Raw genomic sequence first — 19,432 nt, forward strand, 5'->3', positions numbered from 1 at the left:
TTATGGGCATTTTGTGCCTTTGTATCCTGGTTTAGTTGTATCCCTTTCCTGCGCATTATCTTTCTTCTCTTCTGGTAGTAATGTTATTATCCCAAACTTAGCCAATGACATTGCTCTATCACTCCCAAAGTTTGGATTAAATGCAAGTATAATGTCCCTCAAACCGCTGACATATTTATTGTATGCCATGGGTAAATGGTCGTCATCATTAACCCCAAGCATTCTTCCTCCGTTCACAGTTACACCTTCATACAATCTACTAAATTCACCTGGACTATTTTTAAGATCCTCACTTCTCTTATTAAAAAAAGCATGAAGTGCCTCGTGATACATAGTAACTAATATATATTCCTGAGAGGAATTATTTAAGACATCTGGATTAAGACCAACAGTTTGTTCACTGGTATATCCTGTTACAAAATTACCCGTTGATGTATTACCGTCAATTGTTGTTCCAATAAGGGTTTTGTCTATTTTAAAAGTTACATTTATATCGTCATTTTGTGCAAATGTACTTTTAATCAAATTGCCAATATCAGTATTTAAAGGAGTTTTCATTTTAGCAAGTAGAGCTTGAGCACAAGGATAACCGCGTAAGCTATCAATAATATCTTTATTTACTGTATTACCGCTTCCAGTTCCTCCACCTTGCTGACCACCAGCACCTCCTGATCCTCCATTATAACCTCCATCATTCCCGCTACTTTGGCATTCACTTCCTACATATTCTCCACTAACAGTCCATCGGCAATAGGTATCGCTGCCAACCATTAATTTTTCATGTTGTAAATTATTTAATTTTGTTTTATTAGAAAACTGATACAGATCAAATGAAGTGCAGGTTTGCTCGGATGTTGTTACCCAGCTAACACAATTACTATTAATATCATACAACATTAACTTCGAGCCGCTTTTAGAATTATACGCTCCTGAATGGTTTCGAAGCTTAGCTTTTAGATTCAATAATTCAATAGAACTTAGTTTAACTTTTCCAAAGCTTTTCATCACCTTTCCATTCTCAATGGTATAACCATTCTCTAAAGTGCCATTGCTATTGTAAAATAACAGGCGTCCATTAAAATTACTAAATTCTTTATAATGCACCTTGGTTAAATCTTGTTTTTCTTTGCCAATAATAACCATAAAAGCCGCAGCAGAAATTGTCTTTGTATCAATAGGGCTAAAAAACAGTAGTCTAACTTCAGTATTGGCTAATGCTATTTCTTTTTCAGCATCTGTAGATGTTCCGTTATCAAAAACCAGTTTATTAGGACTATCAAAATTAAATTCGGTTACCTGCTGTCCGTCTTTAAAGGCTCCGAAAGATTTTGTAAAATCAGGATTTTTATGTTCGAAGATCTTACTTTCTGTATTAAAGGTATTAGCGTTTGAGATGTACCACTTTTTAATTTCGTCGGCACTTAAAACGGAATGATTGTCTTTATCCTTTTTACAGGAATAAATAAAAATTGTTGTGCTCAATAATAAAATTAAAGGCAGCATATACTGCTTTAACAGAGAACATGTGGTCTTCATAAATAGTTGTAGAATTTGGTTAGTACAGTAGAGGTAAATGAAGATAGAAAGAAAATTTAAAACTACAAACTAATACTACATTTAAATTTCAAATAATTATAGATATGACATTTAAAATCGATAAATGCCGTATTTTAATTACAATCAATACCACTATAAAGAAAAACAATTAGATGCCCTAAAGCCAATAAAGAGTGGTCATCATTTCTCAATATGGAAATAAATCTCAATTACAAAGCATTCAACTTCTCATTCAAAAATTTAGAAAACTCATTAAAATACCTTTTTCGGCCATAACCCATAATCCATTGAATACCCTGCGTAGCATTGGTAATAAAAACTTCTTCAGCTTCTTTTAAAATTTCAGGACTAATCTGCGCTTCAACCAGGGGAATATCGTTCATTTTACAAATCTGCATCACCGTGCTGCGCATTACACCACTAATACAACCTTCAGTTAATGCAGGGGTATAAATTTGCTTATCATATACAATGAAAATGTTTGAGCTGATGCTTTCACACAAAAAGCCATTCTGATTTAATATCATGGCTTCATCTAACCGGTTCTGTGTCTTAAAAAGACCAGCCATTACATATAGCAGGGCATTTGAGGTTTTGAAATTAGCTAGCTTATTGATGGATTTGGTCATTTCATCATAAACATCAATAATTAAACCTTTTGCATTTAATTCATAATCAGTAGCCTTTAGCGGAATACCTTCTAAAACATAGCCAGACTTGCTACTTTCAGGCGTGTACACCCCTGCACCCTGCCGGTAAACAGAAAGCCGGAATCGAACATTGCCATTCCACTTATTTTTCTTCACCAGGTCTGCAGTTTTCTGCCGAAGAAAATAATCATCCATTAAAACATGACCATCAATCTTCAGTGCTTTCATACCTGCAGTAAGCCTATCGGCATGCAAATCCGCAAACTGAAGCTTATGATTAATCATCCGCATGCTTTCAAAAAGCCCGTCGCCAAATTTAAACCCACGATTAGAAGTCGTTAAAACAGGAAAATCATCCGCATGAAATTCATCATTAAATAGAAGGTACGCTTGAGACATATTTTATGATGTGGTGATGTAATTTTCCCATTTCGTTAAAGCTGCTTTAAAATCTGCAGGTAATGCCGATTCGAAGTGCATGTATTCTTTTGTTGTTGGATGAATAAAACCCAGACTTTGTGCATGTAACGCCTGCCTGGGCAACAATTCAAAACAATTATCTACAAATTGTTTGTACTTATTAAACGTGGTTCCTTTTAAAATCTTATCGCCACCATACATGGCATCGTTAAAGAGCGGATGCCCAATGTGTTGCATGTGCGCACGAATCTGGTGCGTACGGCCGGTTTCCAGTTCACAACTGATTAAAGTCACATATCCCAGGCGTTTTAAAACTTTGTAGTGCGTAACCGACCATTTTCCTTTTTCTTCCTCCTCATAAATATCCATCACCCTTCTGTCTTTCACACTTCTGCCAATATAGCCTGTTACGGTGCCATCGTTTTCAATATCGCCCCAGGCCAAAGCAATATATTTACGGGTGATGCTGTGGTCAAAAAACTGTCTGGCCAGGTGTGTAATTGATTTTTCATTCTTACTGATCAACAGTAAACCTGAGGTATCTTTATCAATCCGGTGCACCAAACCTGGTCTGCCATCATTTCCAGGCAATTGTGGCAATTGCTCAAAATGGAAAGCCAATGCATTGACCAGTGTTCCGGTATAATTATTGAAACCGGGGTGTACCACCATTCCGGCTGGCTTATTAACCACCAATAAATCGCTGTCTTCATAAATGATATCCAATGGAATATCTTCCGGGTAAACTTCGGTATCGCGGGGCGGATGTGGCAGAACAATCGAAATTTCATCATAAGGCTTAACCTTATAACTTGGTTTGATCTGCTTCTGGTTCACCAAAACATTCCCGGCATCAATGGCATTCTGAATGCGGTTTCTGGAAGCATTTTCCACACGAACCATTAAAAACTTATCGATGCGCAACAGAGATTGCCCCTTATCTACAATAATTTTTAAGTGTTCATATAATTCCTGCTCTTCTGATTCCTGCAATTCTACCACATTTTCCATCTTACAAAAATAAACTTTTAGCCCTAAGATTATCGAAATGATTTTATTATTAAAAAAACTGGGCTATCTTAGTGATACAAACCGTTCTAAACCATTCTACCATGAAAAATCCCTACGTAAAAGCCCTTCTGGCTTTCTTGCTATTTGCTTTCGCACCTCGGGCAAATGCGCAAAAAGATGTTGGAAACCTATTCGTTTCCGGTCCTGCAGATGCAACAAAACTTATTAATGCCTACTTTGATCCATTGTACAAAGGCTTAGGTCAGGGCCTGAATGATGGCTGGAGCAACACCGCCAGGTCAAAAGGTTTTCTAAAATTTGAAGTCAGGGTTTCTGCCTCCGCAGCATTCGTGCCACAATCAGCCCGCACTTATGATGTAAATACCTTAGGTTTAAATAACATTAAACCCGCCCCGGGAGCCTCATCAATCGGTCCGACTGCTTTCGGGCAAAATCAGGATGGCGGCCGGATGGAAGTTTACACCAGTGATGGCATTCCCACCGGAAAATTCTTTAGCCTGCCAAGGGGTGTTGGTTTCCATGTTGTGCCTTCACCACAAATTCAGGCCACTTTAGGTCTGCCCAAAAACATCGATATCTCTTTAAGGGCAATGCCAAAAATTAAATTGGGTAGCGATTTAGGCAGTATTTCGATGATTGGTGTTGGTGCAAAGATTGAATTGTTACCTTTAATTCTGGGAAAAACAGAAAAGTTAATCCCTGTAGATATTGCCCTGGCCGGAGGTTTTACCCAATATAAGTATAATCTCGACTTAAATATCAATAACGAAGCAAATTCGGATCAGCGCATTGATGCCAGATTCAATGGTGTTAATGTTGATGCCATTATTTCGAAGAAAATTATGTTTTTTACACCTTTCGCCAGTATTGGTTACCAAACCGCTAAAACCAGTTTAAAAGCCCTGGGTACTTATCGCTTTGAAACCAGCCCTGTAACCACGGCAACTTATGTAGATCCTGTTTCAGTTGGCCGGACAGATATCGATGGCATCCGCGGCAGCTTAGGTTTTCAACTGCAATTTGGATTTTTTAAGTTATACGGCTCTTATACCCAGGCAAAATATAGCATGGTTAATGCGGGTGTAGGCTTTGGTATCGGACAATAACAAGTCCGTCGAAACATAAACACTAAAAAACGCCTGAAATCATCAGGCGTTTTTTAATTTTACACGTGTTCAAAAATATATATAGTCCGGTTCAAAAGATTGATTTTCATCCGCTCAGCAATTTATATGTAAAAAGGGATGACCTGATTGATCCCTATATTTCTGGAAATAAGTGGCGCAAACTAAAGTACATTCTGGAAAAAGCAAAAGCTGAACGGAAAAATCACCTGGTTACTTTTGGAGGTGCCTATTCCAATCACCTGGTGGCTACAGCTGCTGCAGCTGCCCGGTCTGGCTTACAGGCTACAGCCTTTGTACGAGGAGAAGAAGTAAAAAATGAAATGCTTTTAATCTGTTCCCTCTACGGAATGAATCTCATTTTTGTAGACAGGGAATCTTATAAAAATAAAGCTGGTTTATATCAGCGGCATTTTGGTTCCAATGACAGCACTTATTTTATTGATGAAGGGGGCGCATCAGCAGAAGCAGTTCAGGGCTGTAGTGAAATTATCTCAGAACTCACAGAAACATACGATCATATTTTTGTAGCTGCCGGTACGGGCACCACTGCAGCGGGTTTATTAAAGGGGATTCAAGATGCGGGTTTAAATACAAAACTGCATGTTATTCCGGTTTTAAAAGGAGGAAGTTTCATTGCTGATGAAATCGTCAGGTACACTGCGCTTTCCAACCACCTCATTTTGCATACCGATTATCATTTTGCTGGCTATGCCAAAACTACCCCAGCGCTTCTGGATTTTATTAAAAAATTCACTCAAGAAACTGGCGTGCTGATCGATCCGGTTTATACCGCAAAAATGTTTTATGCCATTCTGGATTTATATCAGCAAAATCAAATCCTGCCGACGGATAGCATCCTGGCTATTCATACCGGTGGGTTATTGGGTTTACTGGGGATGAAGGATAAATTTCACTTTCCATAGTAGGCTAATTAAATAAGCCATATCTGCTGCAAGCTAGGTTAATGTTTGTTTCAAAATACACAAGCCACTTGCTAACCTTACTGGCGCATGTGCGTTTTATATCCTACATCGCGGTGCACCGGCGAGGGGAAACATTTTTTTGCTTCCTGACTCATCGTTTCCAAATCCCGAAACAAATTTACGAGAAACATTTTTTTGTTTCCTGTAAAATTGTTTCTCCAACCAGAAACATTTTTTATAGAAACTTTTTTTTGTTTCGCGTAAATTTGTTTCCAAAATAGCTTTGATTAATCTGGAGGCACTTTTTTAGAACATGATCCAGTCGATCTGTTAAAAATCAAGGTGTAATCTCAATTTTTGAGCTTTAATGATGCTTAAACTTATTTAGCATCATCCTCAAACAAAGTATAAATAAGTTAAAAGAATCTGTTGGGTGGTAAGTATACCTGTAGTGATGCATCTTTCCTGATTGGTGAATTTTCAAACAGATATGACCTCTTATCTGATCGTATTCTCATTGAGTTGATATTTTTCAACCAAAAAAGTTTTCCACATTTCTGAAGTCTAAAATCCGAATTTGTCTATAATCATACTTTAAACAGTTTAAACCTATTTTTTGACTAATTCCTGCAAAAAGTGCTTAAATTTTGATTCCAGGCACATTTTACTAAATTTGAATTATACCAAAACCAAGTTTATGTACGAGTTAACCATACCTGCCAACCAAGTTAAAGAATCATTAAGCAAGCATATTTTAGCGGATGGTTTCGACCTGACCTATGATATGGAAAAGAGTCATGGAGCCTATATCTATGATGCTAAATATAACCGGACACTTCTTGATTTTTTCACCTGCTTTGCATCCGTTCCTTTGGGATACAATCACCCAAAAATGGTAGATGATGAAAACTTTAAGAAAAACTTATTACTGGCAGCGATGGCGAATCCATCTAATTCTGATGTTTATACCCAGCAATATGCCCAGTTTTTAGCAACCTTCTCCAAAATTGGTATTCCGGATTATTTACCACATGCTTTCTTTATTGCAGGCGGAGGATTGGCAGTAGAAAATGCCATTAAGGTAGCTATGGATTGGAAAGTTCAAAAAAACTTTGCCAAAGGCTATACCGAAGAAAAGGGATTTAAAGTATTACATTTCGAAAAGGCCTTTCATGGCAGAACAGGCTATACCTTGAGCCTGACCAACACCCTTCCTGATAAAACAAAATGGTTTGCCAAATTTGATTGGCCAAGGGTTTCAGTGCCAGAAGTGAAATTTCCGCTTGCCGGAGAAAGTCTTGATCATGCGATCCAAACGGAAGAAATATCTATAGCGCAGATTAAAAAGGCTTTCGTAGAAAATAAAGATGATATCTGTGCCATTATTATTGAACCCATTCAATCAGAAGGTGGCGATAATCACCTGAGAGAAGAATTTTTGATTCAGCTAAAGACACTGGCTGATGAAAACGAAGCTTTCCTGATTTACGATGAGGTACAAACTGGTGTAGGTTTAACCGGTAAATTCTGGTGCCACCAACATTTTAGTGAAAAAGCGAGACCTGATATTATTGCCTTTGGTAAAAAGATGCAGGTTTGTGGAATACTGGTCGGTAATAAAGTTGATGAAGTAGAGAAAAATGTATTCAAAATTCCGAGCCGAATCAATTCTACCTGGGGTGGTAACCTGGTAGATATGGTGCGTTCATCACAGATTCTACAAATTATAGCAGATGATCAGCTTTGTGAAAATGCGGAGAAAGTAGGTACATATTTAAAAGACAACCTGGCTAATCTTGCTCAGCAATTTGATAAGATGACCAATGTCCGCGGGCGAGGTTTGCTCTGCTCCTTTGATTTCCCGAATAAAGATATGCGCAATACTTTTATCAGCAAAGGATTGGAGCACAATGTGATGTTTTTAGGTTGTGGAGAAAAGACTATTCGTTTCAGACCCGCACTTTGTATCGAACAAAAACATATTGACGAAGGCCTGACGGTTATGGAAAAAATATTGCCTTTATTGTAAGCATGCGCAGAAAATCCCTTATTTACGTCATTACGGCAATCGTTATTATTTTAGTTTTCTTTATGGTTAAAGATACCTTTAATCAACCCGGAACTGAAGATATGAAAGCAGGCTTTAAAGAAATTGCTAAATATAGAAATGCGAACAATACTGGTCCGGTACAACGTATTTATGTGGTAACGGTTGAAGATTCTGTTTGGAAGGAAATGGAAGATTATGGTAATTTAATGCCACATACCAAATATGGCAGTACAAAGGTTTATTTCTTTATGGCGAATGCAAACGTACCTAACACGTTAGAACCCGGAACGGTAAACTTCAATCCTTCATTTAATAAGGATTGTATAGCCTTGTATGAAAAAAGTGCCATGAGTCAGGTGGCATTTAATAAATATCCTCTATAAAATTTCCAGCAGATCAAGATAACCGCAGAAAAATTAGCGAAAATCATCTTGATCTGCTGGAAATTTAGAGATTACACAAATGCCGAAAAACCAGTAATTGCCCTACCTACAATCAGGGTATTAATTTCTTTGGTGCCTTCATAAGAGTAAATGGCTTCTGCATCAGCCACAAAACGGGCCACATTATATTCGAGTAAAATACCGTTTCCGCCCATCACTTCACGGGCTTTGCTCACTACATCACGGGTACGTAAAGAACAAAACACCTTGGCTAAAGATGCATGCTCATCTTTCAGTAAACCCTGATCCTGCAATTGAGAAAGCCTGAAACATAAAGTTTGCATAGCCGTCAGATTGGATAGCATTTCTACCAGGTGATTCTGAATCAACTGAAAAGAAGCAATGAGTTTACCAAACTGTTTCCGGGTTCGGGTATATTCTAAAGCATTTTCATAAGCACCACGAGCACAGCCAACAGCCTGCCAGGCCACCCCTGCCCTGGTCATTTGTAAAACCTTCGCCGTATCTTTAAATGAATTGGCATGTTGAAGTCGGTCTACTTCCTCTACCTCACAATTGGTTAATGTAATTAATCCGTTTTGAACAATCCGCAAGGCCATTTTATCCTGCATCTTTTCTACTGCAAAACCCGGATTATCCTTTTTTACAATGAAACCTTTCACTTCTCCATCACCTTCATCACGTGCCCATATAATTAAAATATCAGCAAAAGTGGCATTACCAATCCATTTTTTCTGACCATTTAACACCCACTTATCGCCAACCTTTTTACAGGTGGTGGTTAAACCGCCCGCAGCTGCAGAGCCTACTTCAGGTTCTGTTAATCCAAACGAGCCAATAATTTTAAACTGCTGCATTAAAGGCAGCCATTGCTGTTTTTGTGCTTCCGATCCGCAGAGGTAGATGGAGCCCATGGCAAGCCCACTTTGAACACCAAAAAAAGTAGAGATTGACGTGTCTATTCTGGCCATTTCCATCGCCAGAATCCCTTCCATCAAATTCGATTTTCCTGGGCAGCCATAACCTTTATAGGTTAATCCACAGATGTTCAGCTCCGCCAGTTTCGGAATGATCTCAAACGGGAATTCAGCCTTATTCCAATAGTGGTTCACAATCGGCTTCACTTCCTTCTCTAAAAATGCACGAACCTTCAGCTGGAGTTGCCTGTCTTCATCTTTCAAAGCTTCGTCGCCCAGGTGGTAAAAATCACCTTCAATTGATGGTAATTCTCTTTTTTTGCCCGATCCACCCATCATTTTCATCATGCCTTGGATTTGTTTATCATCCAGGCTAGAAATCGTTTCGACCATTTTGGGCAGATCTACTTTTTTAGAAAGCACTTCTAACTTATCGAAATCTACATGTTTGAAAAGGTTGTATGCGTTTTTGAGTGAAGAGAATATATTTGCCATGATTATTCGTTTGGAGAGTAACAAATGAAGGGCAATTTTGTTGGGGATTCCCATTTAAGCAACCACATAACACGAAGAGAAGGCACAAAGGAACACTGAGCTTAAATATAATTTAGCTCAATATTCTCTGTAAAAACCTGGAGCATCCGGTGATCTAAAAGCTCGGCTTCCTTTGCGGTTAATAAACGAGATTACCTCAAATCAAACAGGTTATCTACGCCCAGCAATTTTCTGGAAGTAAATCCCTCACCAAAGGTTGCACCAATACTTTTACCAAACTCTCTGGAACGGCCAATTACGGTTTCAAAAAACTCCGGAGAGGAAATATAGGTTTGCAAACCATCTACATCTGGATTGTAGAATTGTGTTTTAAAAGCTTTGATTGATTCAATCTTTTGATCCATATGCTCCGAAATATCAACGATGATATCAGGTTTCAGATAACGGTCCTGAATATATTGCAGCAGTAATCTTGGTCGGTGGGCACCTTGATTGATACCATCTATTTTTGTTTCGATTTTAGGTAATCCGGAAAGAAAAACAGCATCGTAAACCAGATCTCCCGCCCGACCATGGTCTGGGTGACGGTCTTCCAATGCGTTACTTAAAATAATTTCCGGTTGATATTTCCTGATCACCTTAATCACTTCCAGGCGATGAAACTCATCATTCTGAAAAAAACCATCTCTCAGGCGAAGATTTTCCCGGGCGTGCAAACCTAATATCCTGGCTGAATCTGCAGCTTCCTCATCACGGGTTTCAGCCGTTCCCCGGGTACCCAGCTCTCCACGGGTTAAATCTACAATTCCTACTTTCTTACCAAGTGCAATATGTTTTAAAATTGTTCCTGAACAGCAAAGTTCTGCATCATCAGGATGTACAGCGATAACTAAAATATCTAATTTCATGATGATTGATTGGCATTTTCGTTCAGCAACTGCTGAACTTTCTTTTTAATTTTTGAACTCAGGGGTTTGGTAAAGGGCAGATAAAAATCAACCAGTTCACCTTTTTTGTTCAGCAAATACTTATGAAAGTTCCACCTGGGTTTGGAGCTTAACTTTGCATTCTTTTTTTTATCACTTAAGAATTGATAAAGCGGATGTGCATGTTCGCCACGAACCATGATCTTATCAAAAACAGGGAATTTTACACCATGGTTAATTTCGCAAAATGAGGCAATATCATTACCAGTTAAGGGTTCCTGTTTTCCAAAGTCATTTGTCGGAAAACCTAAAATCTCGAAATCCGGGTGGTTAATTTCATCTTTCAGTTGCTGCAGTTCCTTTAGCTGTGGGGTAAACCCACATTCAGATGCAGTATTCACCACTAAAACAACTTTATTCCGGTATGCGGAAAGGGGTTGCTCTTCCCCATTGATTTTCTTAACCTTGAAAGAATAAATATTCGGAATGCTTTCCTGCATTTGATTTATTGATAAAACCCTGAAGTTCTGATGATCGATTCAATATCACGATCTTCATTAGGGTTGTAAGTACTTTTTAAATTATGACCAACCACGCGGGCAACAATCTGATAAGAAAAAGCCGCAAAACCACCTTTGGTTTGCTTCACAATATCATAAGTGGTTCTTCCAACTTCCCGGTCAATGAGTTTGGTTAAAATCTGGCCTTGTGTAATGGTGAGTTCTTTAATTTCGCGGTTAAACATGTCTTTAATTTCTTTATCACATTGCTTAACCAGTTTCTTTTGATCTTTTTTTTCAGGTGTGCGTGCGATATCTTCTTCCAGCTGCTGGTAGCGGCGCTTGGCATATAAGGCATACGGCATCACTTTCAATACATTATACCTCAACCTGTTATAAGCCATTTGTTCTGCAGGAGATTTCCAGATTCTATTGGCAAAAATACTCACATCCTGCAGTTGCATCCAGGGAATCATCACGCCGTTATCATTGGTAGAGGCCACCCTGATCGTATCTGCTTTGCTCATTTTAGGAAAAACCGGAGCTGTAACGTCCTGGGCTTTTAGTGTAACACCAAAAATCATGACAATAAACAGAAAGATTGACCCTTTAAAATTCATAAATTTATACTTTAACAAAGTTAGGTGTTATTTCATATATTAGTCGTGTGACAGAACTAATATAAGTTTTATTCATAAATAAGACGCAAATTTTTACGCAAAAAAAACAAATGAAAACAGAGTTAGTGATTGATTTAGAGGCGGAAAAGCAGGAGATTTTAAAAAGATACAGGGCGTTGCTACGGGCCAGCAAATCTACATTGCAGAAAGGGGATAAAAAAGAAATCAGAAAAGCTTTTGATATGGCACTGGAAAGCCATAAAGATATGCGCCGTAAATCTGGCGAACCTTATATCTATCATCCTATAGCGGTGGCACAGATTGCCGCTGAAGAAATTGGCCTGGGCACCACTTCTATTGTTTGCGCATTATTACATGATGTGGTGGAAGATACGGAAATCACACTGGAAGATATTGAACGTGAATTTGGCAAGAAAACAGCTAAAATCATTGATGGATTAACCAAAATATCAGGGGTTTTCGACACGAACAGTTCCCTGCAGGCGGAGAATTTCCGTAAAATGCTGCTTACCCTCGCTGATGATGTAAGGGTGATCCTGATCAAACTGGCCGATCGCCTGCACAATATGCGTACGATGGATTTCATGCCGCGCCACAAGCAGCTGAAAATTGCATCCGAAACCATTTATCTTTATGCACCACTTGCTCACCGATTAGGTTTATATGCCATTAAATCAGAATTAGAAGATCTTTCCATGAAATATCTTGATCCTGATACCTATAAATTTATCGCAAAAAAATTGAATGAGAAAAAAGCTGAACGTGCACTTTTCATCAAAAAATTCGTAGAACCGATTGATGAAATTGTTCACGAGCAGGGCTTGGTTGCTGATGTATATGGCCGGCCAAAATCCATTCATTCCATATGGAACAAGATGAAAAAGAAAAATATTCCTTTTGAAGAGGTTTATGATCTTTTTGCCATCCGGATTATCCTGGATAGTGCTTATGAAAATGAAAAAGCCGATTGCTGGAAAGCCTATTCTATTGTAACCGATCTTTACCGTCCAAATCCCGACCGCCTGCGCGACTGGGTGTCATCACCGAAAGGAAATGGTTATGAAAGTTTACACACTACGGTAATGGGCCCCAGGGGGCAATGGGTAGAAGTTCAGATCCGTACGCAACGGATGAATGAAATTGCCGAAAAAGGTTTCGCTGCGCACTGGAAATACAAAGAATCGAGCAATGATAATGGCCTTGACCAATGGATCCAAAAAGTGAGGGAGATGCTGAGCAATCCGGAAGCAAATGCTTTAGATTTCCTGGATGATTTCAAAATGAACCTTTTCTCTGATGAGATCTTCATTTTTACGCCAAAAGGTGCCCTGCTGCAGTTGCCTTTAGGAGCAACAGCCTTAGATTTTGCCTTTGAAATCCATACTGGTGTCGGGGCTACCTGTATTGGGGCAAAGGTTAACCATAAGCTGGTGCCCATATCCTATAAGCTCCAAAATGGCGATCAGGTGGAGATTATCACCTCGAACAAACAAACGCCTAAGGAGGATTGGTTAAATATTGTGGTAACGGCGAAAGCCAAATCCAAAATTAAATCATCCCTTAAAGAAGAAAAAAGAAAAATTGCCGATAATGGTAAAGAGATTCTGGAACGGAAACTTAAATCGCTCAAAATCACCTACAACACCGATAACTTACAAAAACTAAGCTATTTCTTTAAACTGCCATCTACCCAGGAGCTTTTTGTAAATGTGGCACTCGGAAAAATTGAGCTTAAAGATATCAGGGAATATTTAAATAGCGAGAAGGAGGTAGAAACCCGTGGACCAGAGCGCCCTGAAAATTTATCTGTAGACGGTGTTAAAAGCAAAATAAAAGGCGGTGAATCGGATATTTTGCTCATTGGTGAAGATATGCAACGTATTGATTATACGCTTGCGGCCTGTTGTAACCCTATTCCGGGTGATGATGTTTTCGGCTTTATCACCGTTAGTGACGGGATAAAGATTCACCGGACAAATTGCCCCAATGCGGCGCAGCTGATGGCCAACTATGGCTATCGCGTGGTGAAGGCAAAATGGAATAAACAACAGGAGCTAACTTTCCTAACGGGATTACGCATTATGGGTATTGACGATGTGGGTTTAATCAATAACATTACCAGAGTTATTTCAACAGACTTTAAGGTGAATATGCGCTCCATTACCGTTGATACCAATGAAGGTATATTTGATGGCTCAATCATGATCTTCGTCAATGACACCGAACATCTTGAAAATTTAATCAAGAACCTGTTAAAGGTAAGAGGGGTGACAGGGGTGACGAGATTTGATGCTTAAAAGAGCCTGAAAGTCTGGAGTCCGAAGCCTGAAGTAGTATAGTCCGACTTAGGATTCCAGACTTTTGACTTCAGACTAATCTTAAAACATTTCAACAATAGAATAATATCATAATCAAACAATTACCAAATCTTTGTAATCATTTCACCGGGGTAATCATTTTTAAAACAATTTACCTACCTTTGATTGGAGTTTAAACACTATGCCTGAACAAAAAACAAATGAGCTCGTTCGTAAGATTTTTGAAGCTTATTTAGAAAACAAGAATCTGCGCAAAACGCCTGAGCGTTTCGCCATACTGGAGGAAATATATTCTAGAAACGATCACTTCGACGTTGAAACCCTCTATATTCACATGAAAAATCAAAAGTATCGTGTAAGTCGGGCTACGGTTTACAATACTTTAGAATTATTGGTTTCATGTGATTTGGTTACCAAACACCAGTTTGGTAAGAACATGGCACAATTCGAGAAATCTTACGGCTACCGTCAACATGACCATGTGATCTGCATTGAATGTGGTAAGGTAGTAGAATTCTGCGATCCCCGTATTCACCAAATTCAAACCATGGTTGGCGATCTTTTAAAATTCGATGTAAAACACCATTCATTAAACCTGTATGGATTCTGCTCAGACTGTAGCATGGCCAGAAAAGTAAATGAGTCGGCCAAGACAGCCAAACCTGAAGAAAATTAAATCAATCCACAAAATAAAACCAGCTTAAATTTTTAATAATGACGCAAGTAGATGTACTTCTCGGCCTGCAATGGGGTGATGAAGGAAAGGGAAAAATCGTTGATGTACTCAGTCCAAAATATGATCTTATTGCCCGCTTTCAGGGTGGCCCGAATGCCGGACACACACTTGAATTTGATGGTAAAAAATTCGTTTTAAATACCATTCCATCAGGAATTTTTAATGAAAAAACCATGAACCTTATCGGTAATGGTGTAGTGATCGACCCAATCATTTTAAAAAGAGAGTTAGATAACTTAAAAAAAGCTGGTCATGACCCTGTTGCCGATGGCAAACTGGTAATTGCCCGTAAGGCACACTTAATTTTACCTACCCACCAGTTATTGGATGCCGCTAATGAAGCACGCATGGGTAAAAATAAGATCGGCTCAACACTTAAAGGAATTGGCCCGACTTATATGGATAAAACAGGCAGGAATGGTCTTCGTGTTGGCGATACTACACTTCCTGATTTTAAAGAGCGTTACAACAAATTAGTAGAAAAGCACACGGAAATTCTCTCCCATTACGAAGGTTTTGAATATGAACTGGCAGAAAAAGAAGCCTCATTCTTTGAAGCCATTGAATTTTTAAAATCAATCCCTCATGTAGATAGCGAACATTATGTTAACGGTTTCTTAAAAGAAGGAAAAGCTGTTTTAGCCGAAGGTGCGCAAGGAACTTTATTAGATGTTGACTTTGGGTCTTATCCTTTCGTAACGTCTAGTAACACTACTACAGCCGGTGCTTGTACAGGTTTAGGTATTGCACCGAACAAGGTTGGTGCTGTTTATGGTATTTTCAAGGCTTATTGTACCCGCGTTGGAGGTGGTCCATTCCCTACTGAATTGGACAATGAAGTTGGTGAAAATTTACGCGCTTTAGGTCATGAATTTGGTGCAACTACAGGTCGTGCCCGCCGTTGTGGCTGGATTGATTTGCCTGCATTAAAATATGCCATCATGTTAAACGGTGTAACCGAATTGATTATGATGAAAGCCGATGTGTTGGATACTTTCGAAACCATTTACGCCTGTACACATTACGAATACAATGGTGAAACCATCGACTATATGCCTTACGATATCATTTCCATCGAACCGAAACCAGTATTAAAAGCTATTGACGGATGGGCTACTGATGTTACTAAAATCACTTCAGTTGATGAAATTCCAGCGAAGCTAAACGATTATATTGCATTCTTAGAAAAAGAACTGGAGGTGCCAATCAAATTCCTTTCTGTAGGACCAGATAGGGCACAGACTCTGGAATTACGCTAGATATCTTTCATAATTATACAGCAAAAGCAACCAGAAAAAGGTTGCTTTTGCTGTATATAACATTTTTTAGTTTTTGAGTAGCATTTATCTATCTTAGAACTCCCTGTCAATAACATATATCTCATCTATATAATTATTACACTAAGTTTAATTTAGATAAAATGAGTGAACTTAAATTAGTTGAAGATAAGGCAGTACCTTACAAAGCCAAAGGATACAGCGATGAACGGATTGAAAAACGAATCCGCGGTATTCTTGTTCACGATGAACTCATTAACATATGGAAATAAGGAAGCATTAAAAAAGATAAAGAATATGCCATTTTAACCGCCGCAAAAGCAGGTGGCAATGTTGCGGGCAAAGCCCGAAAAGATTTAGCGCAATAATCAGGTAAAAAGATAGTGAGCAATCAAAGCTTTAAGGAGCTTAAATAAAAAAGGGATGAGAAACCTGGAATAGCTAAACAATAACCTTATACCGAATAAAAAAAGCATTATTGAAAACCATACAAAATATCTTTGATTTCAAACAAAAAGCATTACACTGGGCCAACCAGTTTGAAGTATGTTGCTTATTAGATTCAAATCAATACGCAGACCCCTACGGTAAATACGATTTTCTGATCGCTGCTGATGTTCAGGCTCAATTAAAATGTGCAAGCGGAACAGCATTTGAGCAACTCAAAATTTTCTATGAAAATCATAAAAAATGGAGCTTTGGCTTTTTGAGCTATGATCTTAAAAATGAAATAGAAGATCTTCAATCAAACCATGCTGATCATTTGAATTTTCCGGAATTATTTTTCTTTGTACCAAAATACCTGATTGCCCACAAAGATGGTAAAACAGAGATCTTAGTTGGAGATGACGCTATTTTAGAGGAGATAAATAATTTCAAGTTTGAAAATGAAATGCCTCCGAAGGCCATAAATATCCATTCAAAATTTTCAAAAAAGACATACATCGAAAAGGTGGAGGCTTTAAAAAACCATATTATCCGGGGCGATATTTATGAAGTTAATTTTTGCCAGGAGTTTTTTGCTGAAAATGCCGCAATTAACCCGTTGCAAACCTTTAGTTTACTAAATGAAGTTTCTCCGACCCCATTTGCCGGTTATTTTAAGATTGATCAACATTATATACTATCTGCTACGCCTGAACGTTTTGTGTGCAAGCGTGGTGCAAAACTCATTTCCCAACCCATAAAAGGGACGGCAAAAAGAAGTGCAAACCTGCTGGAAGACAAGCTGATTAAATCACAGTTGAGAAATGATATCAAGGAGCAGTCTGAAAATGTAATGATTGTTGATTTGGTGCGTCACGACCTTACAAAATCAGCGGTAAGGGGATCAGTTAAAGTTGATGAATTGTTTGGAATCTATAGCTTTCCACAGGTTCACCAGATGATTTCTACCATCAGCTGCGATTTAAATTCAGATGTTTATTTTCTTGATGCCATCAAAAATGCATTCCCAATGGGCTCTATGACAGGTGCACCAAAGGTAAAAGCCATGAGATTGATAGAGGAATACGAAGAAACCAAACGGGGAGTTTATTCAGGATCTTTTGGCTACATAGATCCGGCTGGAGATTTCGACTTCAATGTAATCATCAGAAGTATTCTTTACAATTCAGCGAATCAATATCTATCCTTTCAGGTAGGCGGAGCAATAACCTATGAATGTGATCCGGAAAAAGAATATGAAGAATGTATGCTGAAGGCCAGTGCAATGCTGAAGGTGTTTGGCGGTTAGGCCTGATTGGAGTATTATTAGAAAACAAAAAATGAGTCTTTGCCAGTCGTAATGTTTAGCTATGACTTAATTAATAATCAGGATGACGACTATAAAAAAAGGTGGAAACTTCTACACAATGTAAGAACCTTCCACCTTTTATCTTTTATCTTTTATCTTTTATCTTCAACCCTACTTCTTATAGTACTGTTGTGCTTCAGGTAAATATTTTTGAATCTGAGCAATACGGGTTGCATCACTTGGGTGCGTACTTAAAAATTCTGCTGGTTTTTGCGCGCCTTCAGATGCAGCAGACATTCTATTCCAGAAACTGGTGGCATTCTGTGGATTGTATCCGGCCATCGCCATAAAAATCAAACCTAAACGATCCGCCTCCAGCTCCTGGTTACGACTGAATTTCAACATGGCTACCGGTGTACCCACACCATAAAGGGTATTGAAAATCGACTGTGTTTTAGGATTTTTAGATAAAGCTACCCCTGCTGCAGCACCAACGCCCTGAGCCACCATTTCCTGCGACATGCGTTCGGCCGAATGACCTGCAATAGCATGCGCAATTTCGTGCCCCATTACAGTTGCCAGCCCCGCGTCATCCTGTGTCACGGGTAAAATTCCGGTATACACCACAATTTTTCCTCCTGGCATACACCAGGCATTCTTCTCTTTGTTTTGAACTACGTTAACTTCCCACTGGTAATCTGCAATTAAATTTCCATAATTATTGCTGTTCATATAGGATTTTACCGCATTGATCAATTTGTTTCCAACAGTTTTAACTTTTAAAGCCTGCGCATTTGATGCAGGTAAAACAGTATTTTTATTTTCTGTTAAAAATGTATTATAGGCCTGAAATGCCATGGGCAACACCTGATCATTACTTACCAAATCAAATCGACTACGTCCGGTTAGCGGAACGGTTGAACATGAATTAAATAATAAAATACCAGCAACACCTGCCGTTAAAAATAACTTTTTCATAATGCGATTTTAGTTGATTGATAAACCCTTCGGGCACAACGGAGATTAAACATCATGCCAGCAAATAAGTTTTAATGAATGTGTTTTTGTTAATTAGTTCGCCTTTTTCCTAAACAAATACACCTTGGATTCTTTGCCCTTCAGCAACCTTTCGAGATTTTTTTGATGCGTAACCAGAATCAGCACACAAACCACCATGCCATAAAGCACTTCTGATTTTATGGAAACCTGAAACAGGAAGACAACACTGAGCGGAAATGTAAAACCCGCGCAAATTGAACTTAATGAAACATATTTTGTTAACAATAACACAATCACAAAAACCAGAACGCAAAGCATAGATGCTTCAAAGTTAACTGCCAAAATCATTCCAAAAAGTGTAGCCACTCCTTTTCCTCCCCTGAAACCTGCAAAAACGGGAAATAAATGCCCCATTACCGCCGTTACACCCAGGGCAAGCTGATAATTTACAAACACTACTGAATTTTGTGGTCCGGTAACAGACATGCCTATAAGATAGGCTAAATTGGTAGCCGTATACCCTTTCGCAATATCAATGATCATTACGGCTATGCCCGCCTTTTTACCTAAAACCCTGAAGGTATTGGTTGCGCCTGCATTACCACTTCCATACTCTCTTACATCAATACCATAAAAGGCCTGACCGAGCCATACAGCTGTAGGTATAGACCCAAATAGATACGCGAACAATAAGGCGCTGAGCGAATAAACCGTAACCATAGCCT

At 38.7% G+C, this 19,432-nt stretch carries 18 protein-coding genes; 9 read left to right on the forward strand and 9 right to left on the reverse strand.

The features are described 5' to 3' along the window. From CBW18_RS08905 to CBW18_RS08915, 3 genes are all read right to left on the reverse strand, one after another. Positions 1-1,482 (reverse strand): hypothetical protein, encoded by a 1,482-nt coding sequence (locus CBW18_RS08905; RefSeq protein ID WP_140418651.1) that lies wholly within the window; start codon positions 1,480-1,482, stop codon positions 1-3. A 284-nt stretch (positions 1,483-1,766) separates the two neighbouring features. Further along, positions 1,767-2,606, reverse strand: coding sequence for an aminotransferase class IV (locus CBW18_RS08910; protein ID WP_088300942.1), 840 nt, complete (start codon positions 2,604-2,606; stop codon positions 1,767-1,769). 3 nt (positions 2,607-2,609) lie between these two features. Next, positions 2,610-3,638 carry an RluA family pseudouridine synthase gene (locus CBW18_RS08915; protein ID WP_088300943.1) on the reverse strand — a complete coding sequence of 343 codons (1,029 nt, stop codon included), beginning with the start codon at positions 3,636-3,638 and terminating at the stop codon, positions 2,610-2,612. Positions 3,639-3,739: 101 nt separating this feature from the next. Between CBW18_RS08915 and CBW18_RS08920 the strand changes: the two genes are divergently transcribed. From CBW18_RS08920 to CBW18_RS08935, 4 genes are all read left to right on the forward strand, one after another. Next, positions 3,740-4,765, forward strand: a complete 1,026-nt coding sequence (locus CBW18_RS08920) for a DUF6588 family protein (protein WP_088300944.1) — start codon at positions 3,740-3,742, stop codon at positions 4,763-4,765. 65 nt (positions 4,766-4,830) lie between these two features. Then, a complete protein-coding gene (locus tag CBW18_RS08925; RefSeq protein WP_088300945.1) occupies positions 4,831-5,709 on the forward strand; it encodes a 1-aminocyclopropane-1-carboxylate deaminase/D-cysteine desulfhydrase in 879 nt (292 codons plus the stop codon). A gap of 697 nt (positions 5,710-6,406) precedes the next feature. Further along, on the forward strand, positions 6,407-7,738 hold the full coding sequence (gene lat / locus CBW18_RS08930; RefSeq protein WP_088300946.1) for an L-lysine 6-transaminase: 1,332 nt from the start codon (positions 6,407-6,409) through the stop codon (positions 7,736-7,738). A 2-nt stretch (positions 7,739-7,740) separates the two neighbouring features. Beyond that, positions 7,741-8,142 (forward strand): hypothetical protein, encoded by a 402-nt coding sequence (locus CBW18_RS08935; RefSeq protein WP_088300947.1) that lies wholly within the window; start codon positions 7,741-7,743, stop codon positions 8,140-8,142. Positions 8,143-8,213: 71 nt separating this feature from the next. Here the strand turns inward: CBW18_RS08935 and CBW18_RS08940 are convergent, their stop codons facing one another. From CBW18_RS08940 to CBW18_RS08955, 4 genes are all read right to left on the reverse strand, one after another. Then, positions 8,214-9,575 (reverse strand): acyl-CoA dehydrogenase family protein, encoded by a 1,362-nt coding sequence (locus CBW18_RS08940; RefSeq protein ID WP_088300948.1) that lies wholly within the window; start codon positions 9,573-9,575, stop codon positions 8,214-8,216. 191 nt (positions 9,576-9,766) lie between these two features. Beyond that, positions 9,767-10,483, reverse strand: a complete 717-nt coding sequence (gene bshB1 / locus CBW18_RS08945) for a bacillithiol biosynthesis deacetylase BshB1 (RefSeq protein WP_088300949.1) — start codon at positions 10,481-10,483, stop codon at positions 9,767-9,769. Then, the gene (locus CBW18_RS08950; protein ID WP_088300950.1) at positions 10,480-11,001 is read right to left on the reverse strand and encodes a glutathione peroxidase; all 522 of its coding nucleotides are present in this window, start codon (positions 10,999-11,001) and stop codon (positions 10,480-10,482) included. Before CBW18_RS08950 ends, bshB1 begins: the two co-directional genes overlap by 4 nt. Positions 11,002-11,006: 5 nt before the next feature. Continuing rightward, complete coding sequence (locus CBW18_RS08955) at positions 11,007-11,621, reverse strand: DUF4294 domain-containing protein (protein ID WP_088300951.1); 615 nt, start codon at positions 11,619-11,621, stop codon at positions 11,007-11,009. A 110-nt stretch (positions 11,622-11,731) separates the two neighbouring features. Between CBW18_RS08955 and CBW18_RS08960 the strand changes: the two genes are divergently transcribed. The 5 genes from CBW18_RS08960 to CBW18_RS08975 all read left to right on the forward strand — a co-directional run bounded on the left by CBW18_RS08960 (position 11,732) and on the right by CBW18_RS08975 (position 17,708). Further along, positions 11,732-13,939 carry a bifunctional (p)ppGpp synthetase/guanosine-3',5'-bis(diphosphate) 3'-pyrophosphohydrolase gene (locus CBW18_RS08960; protein ID WP_088300952.1) on the forward strand — a complete coding sequence of 736 codons (2,208 nt, stop codon included), beginning with the start codon at positions 11,732-11,734 and terminating at the stop codon, positions 13,937-13,939. Positions 13,940-14,141: 202 nt separating this feature from the next. After that, positions 14,142-14,636: a Fur family transcriptional regulator gene (locus CBW18_RS08965; RefSeq protein WP_088300953.1), complete on the forward strand. Its 495-nt coding sequence runs from the start codon at positions 14,142-14,144 to the stop codon at positions 14,634-14,636. Between the two features lie 38 nt (positions 14,637-14,674). Beyond that, positions 14,675-15,955 (forward strand): adenylosuccinate synthase, encoded by a 1,281-nt coding sequence (locus tag CBW18_RS08970; RefSeq protein WP_088300954.1) that lies wholly within the window; start codon positions 14,675-14,677, stop codon positions 15,953-15,955. A 161-nt stretch (positions 15,956-16,116) separates the two neighbouring features. Continuing rightward, complete coding sequence (locus tag CBW18_RS21740) at positions 16,117-16,245, forward strand: hypothetical protein (RefSeq protein ID WP_256387655.1); 129 nt, start codon at positions 16,117-16,119, stop codon at positions 16,243-16,245. A 206-nt stretch (positions 16,246-16,451) separates the two neighbouring features. Beyond that, positions 16,452-17,708: an anthranilate synthase component I family protein gene (locus tag CBW18_RS08975; protein WP_216359213.1), complete on the forward strand. Its 1,257-nt coding sequence runs from the start codon at positions 16,452-16,454 to the stop codon at positions 17,706-17,708. A gap of 171 nt (positions 17,709-17,879) precedes the next feature. On the opposite strand, the gene CBW18_RS08980 is transcribed toward CBW18_RS08975, so the two are convergent. Both CBW18_RS08980 and plsY read right to left on the reverse strand, forming a co-directional pair. Then, positions 17,880-18,686 carry a M48 family metallopeptidase gene (locus CBW18_RS08980; RefSeq protein ID WP_088300956.1) on the reverse strand — a complete coding sequence of 269 codons (807 nt, stop codon included), beginning with the start codon at positions 18,684-18,686 and terminating at the stop codon, positions 17,880-17,882. 93 nt (positions 18,687-18,779) lie between these two features. Continuing rightward, positions 18,780-19,427 (reverse strand): glycerol-3-phosphate 1-O-acyltransferase PlsY, encoded by a 648-nt coding sequence (gene plsY, locus CBW18_RS08985; protein WP_088300957.1) that lies wholly within the window; start codon positions 19,425-19,427, stop codon positions 18,780-18,782. Positions 19,428-19,432 lie beyond the last annotated feature (5 nt).

This window comes from Pedobacter sp. AJM (assembly GCF_002197755.1).
Classification (GTDB): Bacteria; Bacteroidota; Bacteroidia; order Sphingobacteriales; family Sphingobacteriaceae; genus Pedobacter.